10 protein-coding genes, 1 tRNA gene and 1 pseudogene are annotated in these 12,775 nt (G+C 43.3%); 8 read left to right on the forward strand and 4 right to left on the reverse strand.

Translation table 11 applies throughout. The features are described 5' to 3' along the window. Positions 1-7 precede the first annotated feature (7 nt). The 4 genes from PL85_RS09040 (at position 8) to PL85_RS09055 (ending at position 3,817) form a co-directional block, all read left to right on the forward strand. A complete protein-coding gene (locus tag PL85_RS09040; RefSeq protein WP_115340212.1) occupies positions 8-1,090 on the forward strand; it encodes a site-2 protease family protein in 1,083 nt (360 codons plus the stop codon). Positions 1,091-1,361: 271 nt separating this feature from the next. Next, positions 1,362-1,814: a hotdog fold thioesterase gene (locus PL85_RS09045; RefSeq protein WP_010320753.1), complete on the forward strand. Its 453-nt coding sequence runs from the start codon at positions 1,362-1,364 to the stop codon at positions 1,812-1,814. Position 1,815: 1 nt separating this feature from the next. Continuing rightward, positions 1,816-2,049 carry a DUF3389 domain-containing protein gene (locus PL85_RS09050; RefSeq protein WP_010320752.1) on the forward strand — a complete coding sequence of 78 codons (234 nt, stop codon included), beginning with the start codon at positions 1,816-1,818 and terminating at the stop codon, positions 2,047-2,049. Positions 2,050-2,128: 79 nt separating this feature from the next. Beyond that, positions 2,129-3,817: an SgrR family transcriptional regulator gene (locus PL85_RS09055; RefSeq protein ID WP_017046920.1), complete on the forward strand. Its 1,689-nt coding sequence runs from the start codon at positions 2,129-2,131 to the stop codon at positions 3,815-3,817. Between the two features lie 156 nt (positions 3,818-3,973). Here PL85_RS09055 and PL85_RS09060 read toward each other — a convergent pair whose 3' ends face one another. Together PL85_RS09060 and PL85_RS09065 are read right to left on the reverse strand one after the other, a co-directional pair. Then, complete coding sequence (locus PL85_RS09060) at positions 3,974-5,578, reverse strand: ABC-F family ATPase (protein ID WP_017042824.1); 1,605 nt, start codon at positions 5,576-5,578, stop codon at positions 3,974-3,976. A gap of 267 nt (positions 5,579-5,845) precedes the next feature. Then, the gene (locus PL85_RS09065; RefSeq protein ID WP_115340211.1) at positions 5,846-6,241 is read right to left on the reverse strand and encodes a PPC domain-containing DNA-binding protein; all 396 of its coding nucleotides are present in this window, start codon (positions 6,239-6,241) and stop codon (positions 5,846-5,848) included. Between the two features lie 165 nt (positions 6,242-6,406). On the opposite strand from PL85_RS09065, the gene PL85_RS09070 reads away from it, so the two are divergent. Both PL85_RS09070 and PL85_RS09075 read left to right on the forward strand, forming a co-directional pair. Next, entirely contained in the window at positions 6,407-7,075 is a 669-nt protein-coding gene (locus tag PL85_RS09070) for a glutathione S-transferase family protein (RefSeq protein ID WP_013867809.1), read from the forward strand. Between the two features lie 122 nt (positions 7,076-7,197). Beyond that, on the forward strand, positions 7,198-7,647 hold the full coding sequence (locus PL85_RS09075; protein ID WP_212756386.1) for an RNA-binding S4 domain-containing protein: 450 nt from the start codon (positions 7,198-7,200) through the stop codon (positions 7,645-7,647). A gap of 59 nt (positions 7,648-7,706) precedes the next feature. Here the strand turns inward: PL85_RS09075 and PL85_RS09080 are convergent, their stop codons facing one another. Beyond that, on the reverse strand, positions 7,707-7,895 hold the full coding sequence (locus PL85_RS09080) for a hypothetical protein (protein WP_013867807.1): 189 nt from the start codon (positions 7,893-7,895) through the stop codon (positions 7,707-7,709). A gap of 35 nt (positions 7,896-7,930) precedes the next feature. After that, positions 7,931-10,290, reverse strand: a pseudogene (locus PL85_RS09085) (fatty acid cis/trans isomerase). A 247-nt stretch (positions 10,291-10,537) separates the two neighbouring features. Between PL85_RS09085 and PL85_RS09090 the strand changes: the two are divergent. Beyond that, on the forward strand, positions 10,538-12,535 hold the full coding sequence (locus tag PL85_RS09090) for a methyl-accepting chemotaxis protein (RefSeq protein WP_064626167.1): 1,998 nt from the start codon (positions 10,538-10,540) through the stop codon (positions 12,533-12,535). Between the two features lie 163 nt (positions 12,536-12,698). Next, positions 12,699-12,773 (forward strand) — tRNA-Gly (locus PL85_RS09095). Positions 12,774-12,775 lie beyond the last annotated feature (2 nt).

The raw sequence follows: 12,775 nt of genomic DNA on the forward strand, positions 1-12,775 counted from the left end.
TATCACTGTGGAACTCCTTTCCGCTCCATTTTTAGGAAAATCACTTCGTCTCGAAGGTTCAATGTCAGGCTGGCAGCAACTCTATTGGGATAATCAACTGGTCGCGCAATGCGATGCGACAGGGAATATCGAGGCGACAACGACCCATAGATTTCAGTTGTTAAGTGGTGAAACGCCGATCCAGTGTGAACTAAATGTCGAGCTGAGTTGGCAACCTTTTAAACTTCGTTATCAGGCATTAGTCAATGGTGACATTGTCACGCAAGGTGAGCGTTCAGAAAAAGACATTGAAAAACAAACACCTTATAGCCCGCCAAAGCCGGAGCGACGTTTTAGCCTTATTGGTCTAGTCTCACTTGGTATGAAAGCACTGAAAAGTGCCAAGCTGATTAAAGTTGTTCTGGCGTCAGCAAGTATCGCAGCCTATTCGTGGTTATTTTCCTTCCAGTTTGCTATGGCGCTTATTGCCTGTTTGGTGTTCCATGAATTTGGCCATATCAAAGCGATGAAGTATTTTGGTATGAAGACTAAAGGCATTTATCTCATTCCATTTCTTGGTGGCTTGGCATTAAGTGATGAAAAAATCAATACACGTTGGCAAGACGTAGTGATCTCAATTATGGGGCCATTTTTTGGTTTGCTGCTCTCGGTTGTGCTGGTTGTCGTTTATTGGATCACAGGAAAGATATTTTTTGCCGGCCTTGCTGTTTTTAATGCCTTTCTCAATCTCTTCAATCTATTGCCTATATTGCCGCTTGATGGTGGTCACGTGTTAAAAAGCATCAGCTTTTCTATGAACAGCACTTTGGGGATTGCGTTGTGTGCTCTTGCGGCGATCGCTGGTGTCATTTTGAGCTATTGGCTTGGATTAACCCTGTTCGGATTTTTATTGATTATGGGCAGCATTGAAATTGTGATGGAATGGAAGCAGCGTCATCAAAGTCATTTGCTACCTCTGAATCGATATGGACAAATTGTAGCTTCATTTTGGTATGTCAGCCTAGTGGCTGCGCTTATCGCTATTATTTGGGGTTTTGCAACGACAGGGGATGAGCTGCTACAACTGCCATTACGCATTTTAGGTACTTGAGTCGGTACGTTGGCACTTGTAAGCCATGTATCAGAGCACTTTTTGTGCTCATCTTTAAGCGCTTAAATGACATCTTTGTATGAAGAGGCTTCCTAGCGCCGATAAACTGCTAATGACAACACTGCAGTTAATATTTATGAGCGATCGGATCTGTCTCGAAAATGTGTAGTTGGCAGGATCTCAATCGCTGGAACTGACTGATTACTCGCTGCAAGTTGCTACTGTTTAAGTATAGAATGAATCTCTTTTACGATGAATGAGACAAAAAAGCATGGATATTTGGAAGAAGCCTATCGATTTAATAACGTTAAACGCCACCTCCAAAAACACCTTGATAGAGCATCTCAATATTATTTATACCGATTATACTGATCACTCTTTGTCTGCGACCATGCCTGTTTGTCACTTTACCCATCAGCCGCTTGGTATGCTGCATGGTGGCGCCTCGGTGGTACTTGCGGAAACCCTAGGTTCAGTTGCCGCGAACTTCAGTGTCGATCAAGAACACTATTGTGTAGGGTTAGACATTAATGCTAATCATGTTCGCGCCATGCGAGAGGGGATGGTTATAGGAACAGCGACACCTATCCATCTTGGTATTTCAACGCAAGTATGGCAAATCAATATCACTGATGAGCGCGAACGTTTGGTGTGCACCAGCCGTTTGACGGTCGCAGTACAAAAAATTCGTAACCGTTCTCAAGCTATCAAGGTTGATTTATAAAATGGTGATTGAATTTTCAGGTGGAAAAATCATCGTAACACCCCATGAATTAGTGGTACGAGTATTGGGTGATCTCGCCATCACGCTACAAGCCCAAGCCGATGCTGTTCAGCTCATTGGGAGAGGGGCGAATGTCATCTCTGTAAATTGCTCAGAAAGTAAATGGTCGATTAAGTTGGACAACGAAGAGCAAATTCAGCAACTTTCTCAACAACTCGGCTGTAATATTCTTTAAACAGTGATTAAGACTATTGCATAACCAATATAAAATGAGGAAACTATCTCTGTTTTTTATAAACTGAGATTTCCTCTTTATGAGTAGCCCACGACTTCGCGTTCAATTTGAATCCTTATTTGAGCACTTTAACGGCCAAGATGTTGGTGTCCAGCTAGAAGAGATCACCGAGATCCTTTTCTGCACACGCCGTAATGCGCGTATTGTTCTAAATAAAATGGAGGATGAAGGCTGGATAGAATGGCGTCCTGCGGCGGGGCGTGGAAAATTATCCGATCTCATTTTTAAACGTAGTCGCAGTGATGTCAGTGAAAACCTTGCGCGTCGATACTTAGATGAAGGTAAAATTGGCCATGCATTTTCGGTGCTGGATCAAGATGCGGCGAAACTGACGCAAGTGATCCAAAGCTATCTTGGTGTTCAGCACCAAGAAGGTCTGCAAGTCATACGGTTGCCTTATTATCGCCCGCTTTCAATGCTAAACCCGCTAAAATCGATGCGTCGATCTGAGCAACATATCGTAATGCAAATTTTTAGTGGGCTAACGCGGCTAGATGAATATGAACAACTGCAGCCAGATCTCGCACATACATGGGAATCGGTGACAGCAACACATTGGCGTTTTTATCTTCGCCCAGGGGTTCGTTTCCACAATGGTGATTTGCTTACCACCGACGGTGTTATCCAAAGTTTGTGGGAATTGCGATTTCTGAACTTATTCTCCCATCTTGATAGGATCAGCTCGCCCTCCAACTGGGTTATCGATATCTTTTTACAAAAAGCTGATAGTCGCTTACCGCTTCTTTTATCTGAGTCATGTGCCAAGATTTTACTACCAGAGTCCAATCGTAGTGATAATTTTGATTTAATGCCGATTGGTACTGGCCCTTACAAAGTCATTTTAAATGATGAAAAACGCTTAGTTTTGCAAGCGTTTGATGGATATTTTGGATTTAGGCCTTTGTTAGACCGGGTCGAAGTGTGGGTGATTGACGAAGTACATTCTTCGATGGTTTTTCCTAGTTTATCGCATCCGATAAAAACAAAGCGAGGTTCATTTACAGAAGACGTGGATCTTGATCCCGGCTGTACTTACTTGTTACTCAATCGAAAAAATGGCGTCGCCGCAGATGTAAATTGGGCTCGCTACCTTACCAATAAGCTCAGTACTCTCAACCTATTTCGTCAATTACCAGAAGACAAAGTGGTCGAGTTGGGGGTGTTACCTGCTTATGGCCTGAAACCGGGCTGGTATCATCAGTCATCGGGAGATGTTGCCGCCACACCGCCGGGCGAGCGTTCGATCACCATTGCATATCATGCTCAGCACCCCATGTTTCCAAGCTTAGTGAAAACAATACAACAGCTGTTAAAAGAAGATGGGATTTCGGTGGAGCTTGTTAAATATGATTTGACGGTTGAAGACACCGATGCTGTCGATGTTTGGGTCAAACCGATGGGAATTGCCAACCATAGAGAAGATGCGTTAGCAGGATGGTTACTTGATTACAGTGATATCGAGCATTTAAGCCGCGCTGAAGATTTTTCGTATTGGTGCCAGTTAGTGGATGAATGGCGCGCCGATCCAAATGCCATATTTCCGGCCAAAGAGATTGGCAAGTCTTTGATAGAAAAACAGCAAGTTATCCCGATGTTCCACTGTTGGTTAGGGATAAGCAAAGATCAATGTGGTGCATTACAAAACGCGAAATGCAACGCGTTAGGCTGGTTTGATTTTAGCAATGTTTGGGTTAAACCAGAGTTATAACAAATTACAGTGATACCCAAACGACTTGGAGTTACAAGTAGGCGACTTGTCAGTGGCCGATAAAATAAGCTAAGACTAAACAGCAGAATCTAAATTATCCGTTGTTGCCGTCATTTCTGGCGGCAACAAGTATCAAGAATTATGACGTTGGTTTGATTACGCCGCAGCTAACAATTTCTGCTGATGAGCCAAGTATTCATCGTACGTTCCTTGGAAGTAGACCAACTGTTTGTTTTTCACATCAATGATCGAAGTGGCCAGCGAAGAGACAAACTCGCGATCGTGGCTAACAAAAATCAGTGTCCCCGTGTAGGACTTTAGCGCGTTATTGAGCGCCTCAATCGCTTCCATATCCATGTGGTTGGTTGGCTCGTCCATGATCAGCACGTTGATATCTTGCATCATTAGTTTGCCAAATAGCAGACGGTTCTTCTCACCACCCGAGCAGTTTCTTGCTTTCTTATTCACATCATCAGCTGTAAAGAGTAGTCGGCCAAGAATGGCACGCACCATCAAATCATCATGTTTTACTGTGCGCCACTGCGAGATCCAATCAAAGATAGTCAGATCGTTATCAAAATCGACAGTACTGTCTTGAGGGCAATAGCCAATTGAGGCATTCTCAGACCATTTCACCACACCTTGGTTGGCCTGCAGCTCTTTGACTAAGCAGCGTAGAAAGGTCGTTTTACCGACGCCGTTTTCACCAATTACCGCCAAACGCGAGCCCGCCTCAAGCAGCAGATTACCACCGTTGAAGAGCTGTTCATCGTCAAAAGCGTGGCCGAGATTTTGTAGTTCAAGTGCAAGGCGATGCAGTTTCTTACCTTCACCAAAATCAATCGAAGGACTGATGCGGCTTGAGGATTTCACTTCATCAAGCTTGATCTTGTCCATTTTTTTTGCGCGTGAGCTAGCTTGTTTTGCTTTTGAAGCATTGGCACCAAAGCGGTTAACGAAGTCTTGCAGTTCGCTGATCTCGGCCGCTTTTTTCGCGTTGCCAGAGAGTAACTGCTCTCGAATCAAGCTTGACGCTTCAAGAAAATACTCATAATTACCCGGATAAATACGCAGTTCACCGTAATCAATATCAGCCATATGGGTACACACTGAGTTCAAAAAGTGACGGTCATGGGAAATAATAATCATGGTGCATTTACGCTGATTAAGTTCTTCAGCCAACCAACCAATGGTGTGGATGTCTAAGTTGTTGGTTGGCTCATCAAGCAGCAAAATATCAGGGTTGGCAAACAAGGCTTGCGCCAACAAAACGCGCAGTTTCCAACCAGGAGCCACTTGTTGCATCAAGCCAAAATGAAACGATTCCTCAATACCCGCTTTTAACAAAATATCACCCGCGCGACTTTCGGCGGTGTAACCATCCATTTCAGCGTATTCGCTCTCAAGCTCGGCGACTTTCATGCCGTCGGCTTCGCTCATCTCGGCTAATGAATAAATGCGGTCACGCTCTTGCTTGATCTCCCATAGTTTACGGTCACCCATAATCACGGCATCAATTACCGTGTATTGTTCGAAAGCAAACTGATCTTGGCTCAGCACACCCAATTTTAGCCCTGGTGTAATGGAGACGTTGCCTGAGCTGGGAGTTAACGCGCCACTCAAGATCTTCATGAACGTCGATTTACCACAGCCGTTAGCGCCAATCAAACCGTAGCGATTGCCGTTACCGAATTTTGCAGAAATGTTTTCAAATAAAGGCTCAGCGCCAAATTGCATGGTGATATTTGCGGTAGAGATCAAGAGAGTTTTCCTAGGTATTCAGTTTAGCGAATCAGTGATGTTCAGACGCCAAATCAGCAGAACATAAACAATGGTTAAATAGGCGGCGAATTATACAGAGTTATTACAAAAAGAACAGATGTGAGAGATAGCTCACAGACGGAAATTGCTCAACGTCGAATTGCCTATCGTTATTAGGGAGAAATGGGTGAATAAAAAACACGCTTCACCACATTTTACAGAATGCAGACTAGTATATTCGCATTCACTTTTATCATTAAAGGGATTTTAACAAGGTGCCACCAGCTCACTGTAGCCCGTTTGATTATCAAATTCTCGCTGAAACACTAAGTCAGGGTAGGAATGTAAAATCAGCTCTGCGGTAGTATTGACAAGACAACCATCCAAAAGATGACCACCGAACACTTTGCCTGTTTTATCTGCAACCGCAATGTGCAAGTGTTGATGAGATGCGGTTAGCGTGCCTATCAAAGAGACAATTTCAAATGCATCAACAAGGTGTAGCTCTGAAGATCCATCAGCGAGGCGGATGCGCACTTCAGATAGGCACCCGACACAAGAAGCGATGTTACCCGCTTGTATGTTCTCTTGCTTTATCAACGCGGCAATGGATTGCTTTAAATCGTGGCCTTTTATTAAGCGAGACACTGTCACTTTTATCATGGATAATTCGTTATAAAATTATGGTTGTGTTTAGTTTATCGTGCATGAGAGTTTACGTCTAAAGAGATTACTGCTTATATATCCTTGTTGAGACACAAAGTGGCAATTTTGCTATTTGCTTAAATCCGTTGAGCAACGCCCATCATTTCACCGAGGAACCGACGAATGATTGAACTGTATACCGCCGCAACGCCGAATGGTCAGAAAATCTCCATTGCATTAGAAGAAATGGGGTTGCCATACAAGGTCAACGCTTTTGATCTTTCAACCAATCAGCAAAAAGAGCCTGAGTTTACGGCCATCAATCCGAATGGACGCATTCCCGCAATTGTAGATAAAGATAACGATGATTTTCCAGTATTTGAATCTGGGGCAATTTTGCTTTACTTGGCAGAAAAAACGGGAAAATTTCTGCCCGTAGATCCGAAAGCCCGCTCTCAAGTGATCCAATGGTTAATGTTTCAAATGGGAGGCGTAGGGCCGATGATGGGGCAAGCTAATGTCTTCTTTCGTTACTTTCCAGAAAAAATACAACCTGCCATTGATCGTTACCAAAAAGAAGGGCGACGTCTATTTGAAGTCATGGATAGCCAATTAGAGCATCACCGTTATCTTGCGGGTGATGAATATACCATCGCCGATATCGCAACATGGCCATGGGTGAGAATTTACGAATGGAGTGGCATTAATATTGACGGGCTCGAGCACCTCCAACGTTGGTTGGCGGAAATCGCGCAACGCCCTGCAGTGATTAAGGGGCTTACCGTGCCACCACCAAGTCAAGAAAGCGATGAACAGCGAGCGGAACGCATTCAGAAAATGGTGACAAGGTAACCTGAGTGATGTGTGTATGACAAAACGGTGGGCTTATCAGTTCAGTTGAAGTATTTAACTGTGGTTCCTAATTTGTGCATTTAGCATTACACTGCGTGAAAATTCGTGATAAGAAAAACGTAATGATTAACGATAAAGACACATTAGAAAACGAAGAAATTGAAATAGAGGCGATTGGTATTGAAGTTTCGTCGCAACCTATTGAGCTTTATAAGGTGCTAAAGATTGCTAACCTAGTGGATGGTGGCGGGCAAGCAAAATTCCTGATTAGCGATGGTTACGTGGCAGTCAATGGAGAACTTGAAACTCGAAAACGACGTAAAATGTACAATGGGGATTTTCTTGAATTTAACCAGGAGTACTACGTTGTATTGTGTGATCAACCCGTGACTGAAGTACCTGAAACTGATGTGACGTCGGTAGTGACAGCAACAAATATGCCTAAGCCGAAGCAAAAGGCGTCAAAAACCAAACCGGCTAGAAATAAGCCGACGACCACAAAGAAAGAGAACTCCGATGCACCTAAAAGCAAAGATGCTGAAAGTGGCCGTAACTCAATAGATTTTTTCTAATTTTCTGTTTTTTAATGATCTGATAAATAGACGGGAGCGATATGGCTCCCGTCTTTTATTCAGCGCCATTCGTCATTTGTCGTCGAACCGCTATTTAACCCATTAGGATCATCATCAAAAGGGTGTTGTGCCTTATACAGTAACACTTCCAACTGATGTTCTAACTGATTGACTGTCTCATAGTCACCTTCAGAACAGGCTACATAAATTTGTTGTTCTAGTGCTTCAATGCTGTCGCGTATGGTCATTTGGCACCTCTCATCTCACCCATTAAAGGTGACTTTTATCTGTTTTCAAATCTATTGTAGTCAAGTAAACCAGATTCGACAGGTTGATTTTTTCGATACCATGCATGAACTTTATCGCTGAACGGCCAAAACTTCGAAGAACTGCGGCGAATGGCGAACCTATCGAGCAACTTAACGTAGTCCTGCTCATTTTGCATTTTACTCAATAGCATCACCAATTCTGCGATCTCGTGTTCATGCAGTGACAAATAAGCAGAAGGGTAACTGCCAATGACACCTCTCACTAGAGTCAAATCATCATTCGCTGGGTCACGGTTGCTTTGTTCATCAAATAGACTTGAAATATTGAGATGGGCGTTATTGTGTAACAAAGTAAACAGTTGATCCTCTCCGTTTTCAGCCGTGATCATCAACATCATAATTTGTGGCACAGCCAGCAACCCTTCGCCTTTGATCTTATTAATGCTATTTAACATCTGTTCACTGCGCTTTGAAAAACCAGTGTCAATTATCGAATAACGATTTGATAACACAGGTTGAAGCTCAGACTTCAAAAGATCAAACAACTCAGATTTTGGATCTTGCGTGTGGTAAACAATACTGGTCGGTTGATCAAAAGGGACAACGTTACGTTGTTACGTTGCAAAAAGTCACTAAGTTGAGTGCTTTGATTTTGATACCAACTTGACTGCTCTTGGTGCCTTATCTCTTTAGGCAGCAGAGAGACAAAATTACTTTCACCTTCAAGACGCAGAAAATCCATAAACATGCGAGTAATGAGCTGGTGGCCGAAATTGCCGTAAACATCAAAACCCGCCACCAGTAAATAATGGATTCTTTCTAGTAGGGCATAGTCTAACACCCATGCTGTTTTGGGTTTTTCTCCCACCAAACCTTGCACTACCGATGCACTATCGAAATGCCTAAAAATAGTTAGTGCCGCATTCGGGTTATAGCCATCACCCATCCACAGTACATCCATGGTTAAGTTCTCGCCATTTTTGAACCACTGATTAGTAAATTCAGATTTTGCTTTCAAATAACGTGCTTGTTGATGCGCATAGCGGACCCAATGAGTAATAGGCAACGTGTTACTTTCCAACTCGCTTGGCAGTTTTAGATTCGCGGTTTGCGAGCGATAAAATTGATTCACTTCGGGTAAATCAGCTTTCTCTGGGTCTAGAAAGAACACCCAAAAATGGTCGTTAATAACATTCAGGGCTAGCTGACCACGACACACTGGCCCTTTGATGAAAGCCATGATGGTGTTTTGAGCATTGTCTAACATAAATCGAAAGCGTGCTTTAACCGGAAGGGCATCAAATGCCGTCATCGGATTGGCGGCAACTTCAATATCATAGCTAGGCAAAACCGAGACTTGATAATTAGGTTGAATGAACCATGCCTGCCAATCATCAAGACGTTTTTTATTCAACGCATAGGGTAAATGAGTTTTATCTACGATACTGCCTTGCTCAGGGATCAAACGGTAGTAGACGCGTTCTACACCAGGATTATCGTAAGGACGCCTTGTCGCAATTCGGTTAACCGGCTCGCCCGGGGGCGTTGTCGAACGTATCAAAGTGAAAAATCTAGGCTGACCAGCAAGTTCAGAAAAATAAAGGTGAGAAAGAAAAAGATGCTCGTAGATATAACGAGCCATTAACTGATTCTTTGCTGTATCTTTATTTAAAAAGTTTTCGTATTGCGCAACCGATTTCTCCTGATCAGAAGTGAGCGGAATATGGCCATTCATGATTGCGCCATCTCTGAGCCACGTGAGTAGCGTATTGTATTCAAGAGGGCTAAGATTTGGCATGCCATAAGGCATTCCCCACGTTGGGTGATCTTGTTTGTACTGTCCGTACTCTTCAATTGTTGGGCAAACTTGTTCGCGATCTATCGAAAAATCAAAACCTTTTAGCTGATCTTGTTCTGGTAACGGATGTTCCTCTTTTTGCATTAATAATTTCGCTACTAATCCTGCTTCTAGATTCGCGGTAGGCGTTTGAGATCTCTCGTTCAGCACAGGATGAAAACCAAAATCTCGCCACTGCTCTGTGTATTGTGCATCTTCAAACAAACGGGTAGGAGCCGACGCCGTCAGACGCGTACCATGATAAACCAACGCTTTACTGGCTCCACGATCAATCCCTTCAACTGAAGACATTTTTAGCTGGCAGGGCGCATCATAACAGGCGTGACAGACCACGCAGCGCTGATCGATGATGGGTTTAACATCACTTAAAAAGAAAGAGGCTTCTTTTGAATCTACTGGCGATTGTCTTGACTGAACGCTTGCTTCACCAAACAGTTGGTCATAGTTCAAGCCCGCATACATTGCACATCCTGAAAAAAACACGATGCTAAGAATAATAAGTCGATGAAAAGACATAACATGAGAAATTTAGGAATATTTGTCCCAATTAAAGCAAAGATTAACAAAATGCACCACAAAACGATGAAAATAGCGCATTAGGGATGATAAATAGCCCGAGTGGAATAAACGCCACAACTGAACGCACAATGCTCAATTTAGGATTATAAAACGAGTATACGGTAGACTCGCATTGGCTATACGCATTTAATAAACCCATTGAACCCGCTATAGTTAAACGAAGAAAATTTTGAGGAGTCAAAGGATGAAACTCTCGATATCAGGGAAGTTGCAATTAAGTTTTTTATTGCTGGTGGTGCTTCTTATCATTTCGACCTTTTTTACCTATCGCAGTATTACGCAAGTCGAAACTCACACCAATTCATTGCTGCAAACGGATCTGCCAACCGTGAATACTAGTCGAAATATTCAGCAGTCGATGCAAGAGGTTATTTCAACGTTACGCGCCTATTTATTGGTGGGTTCTCAAAGTGCAGTGGGTGCAACGCAACTGACAAAACTTGAAACTATTATTGGACAGATGGACAAAACGGTACCGGTGTTAGAAACGCTGATTCTCAGTGAGCAATACACCGCGATCATAAGCGAATGGGCTGCAATCAAAGCGCATATCCAAGGCATCGTATTACTGAGCCAAAGTGAGGATAATTTACCTGCCCACACATTATTCATTAACGAGGCCGCCCCCATAGCAGAAGTTGCCCTTGACCAGTTACAAGGGCTGATTAACGACGAGTCGACTAACAAAGAAGGAGGGGAGCGGAAACGTCTCTTTAAATTGTATGCTGACAGCTATAATTCGTTAGCTAATGCACTGGCATCGTTGCGAGATTTCTTACTGTATGCGAAGCCTGAACATCTCGAAAAATATCAAGACCTGATTAACTCTCATAACCAATCTGTTGCTGAAATTGTGGAAAAGTCCTCTTTGCTATCGGATGATGAACAGAGTCTTTGGTCATTATTTAATGAGATGCAGCAGCTTTATTTCCCACTCGCACAGCAGGTGATTGCAATACGCCAATCTGAGCTATGGAACGGCGTCAATCAAAAAATGGCCACACAACTTATGCCTGCCGTAGATAAAATGACTAACCGTCTTGAAGATGTTATCGCCACTCAACAATCAAAAGCAGAGCAAAGTGGCGAAAGGATGAGTCGTAGCATTAGTAATGTGATTAACGTGTTATTTATCATGATTGCCGTGACTGTTTCAGTTGCTGTTTTGCTTTCCAATTACTTAGGTAAGAATATCGGCCGCAGAGTGAGTCGAATTGGAAAGAGAGCCGAAATTATTGCGGCAGGAGATGTCTCTCAACCAGCACTTTTGTGTGAAGGTAGCGACGAGCTATCTCAGCTTACCGCCGCGATAAACAATATGAACAACTCACTGCGAACGATCGTTCAGGGAGTCAGTACCAAAGCGCAACAGGTCAGTCAAAACATGGATGAGCTTCTGAACTATAACTCAAACACTCGGCAGCAAGTACAGCAGCAGCGAGCAAGTATTGAGCAGGTTACAGTACGTTTGAGCGATGTGGCGCAGTATTCTATGGCGACCGCAGAAAAAGCTGAACAATCTACGCAATCTCTTTTGTTATCACAAAATGAGCTCAAAGAGGGAGCCTCGGCGCTAGAACAAAATAGAAAAAGTATTGATAAGCTTGATCAAACCATACAAAAGGCAACGCAATTGGTGCTCGATCTTAGTCGAGAAAGCGAATCGATTGGGCGTGTGACCGAAGTAATAGAGGGATTAGCGGAACAAACTAACCTTCTGGCCTTAAATGCGGCGATTGAGGCCGCAAGAGCCGGAGAATATGGACGAGGCTTTGCTGTGGTAGCGGATGAAGTTAGGCTGCTGGCGACTCGAACCACTCAATCAACCACAGAAATTAACACTATTATAAACGCCATACAGTCAGCGACTGCGGCTGTGGTCAATGAAATTAACATGAGTCAGAACCTTGCCAATGAAGGTGCGGCGCAGACCATCCACGCCTTCAACAAAATGATGGACGTACAAGGAAAAATAACGGCGTTAGATAAGGAAATGCACCAGTTATCCTCGGCGGCCGATCTGCAACAACAATCAACACACCAAATGACTCAATTCATGCAAGAGGTTGTCAATTCGGTGGAAAGTGTGGCAAGTATTAGCCAAATCTCAAACCAAACGTCAGCGCAAGTAAAAGATAATGTCACTGTACTCAATCAAGAAATGGAAAAGTTCAAAATTTAAACGCAAGAGTAGATATTCAATTGAGTTAAAAATAACCAAAAGCACACAAATCTCAACCAATTGAATTTACTTTGTTTATTTACTGTTCGCTTGAACGGGTTTTGATAAAAAATGGGTTTTCTTTTTTGCTAATTGTGGCATAGTGACGGCGTCAATTCGGTGCGCGGGCATCGTATAATGGCTATTACCTCAGCCTTCCAAGCTGATGATGCGGGTTCGATTCCCGCTGCCCGCTCCAAT

This window comes from Vibrio anguillarum, from assembly GCF_001989995.2.
Classification (GTDB): Bacteria; Pseudomonadota; Gammaproteobacteria; order Enterobacterales; family Vibrionaceae; genus Vibrio; species Vibrio anguillarum.

Excerpts from the sequence above, each read along its gene's own strand:
- PL85_RS09045 (WP_010320753.1), top strand. The coding sequence starts at position 1,362 with ATGGATATTTGGAAGAAGCCTATCGATTTAATAACGTTAAACGCCACC.
- PL85_RS09050 (WP_010320752.1), top strand. The coding sequence starts at position 1,816 with ATGGTGATTGAATTTTCAGGTGGAAAAATCATCGTAACACCCCATGAA.
- PL85_RS09055 (WP_017046920.1), top strand. The coding sequence starts at position 2,129 with ATGAGTAGCCCACGACTTCGCGTTCAATTTGAATCCTTATTTGAGCAC.
- PL85_RS09065 (WP_115340211.1), bottom strand. The coding sequence starts at position 6,241 with ATGATAAAAGTGACAGTGTCTCGCTTAATAAAAGGCCACGATTTAAAG.
- PL85_RS09070 (WP_013867809.1), top strand. The coding sequence starts at position 6,407 with ATGATTGAACTGTATACCGCCGCAACGCCGAATGGTCAGAAAATCTCC.
- PL85_RS09075 (WP_212756386.1), top strand. The coding sequence starts at position 7,198 with ATGATTAACGATAAAGACACATTAGAAAACGAAGAAATTGAAATAGAG.
- PL85_RS09080 (WP_013867807.1), bottom strand. The coding sequence starts at position 7,895 with ATGACCATACGCGACAGCATTGAAGCACTAGAACAACAAATTTATGTA.
- PL85_RS09090 (WP_064626167.1), top strand. The coding sequence starts at position 10,538 with ATGAAACTCTCGATATCAGGGAAGTTGCAATTAAGTTTTTTATTGCTG.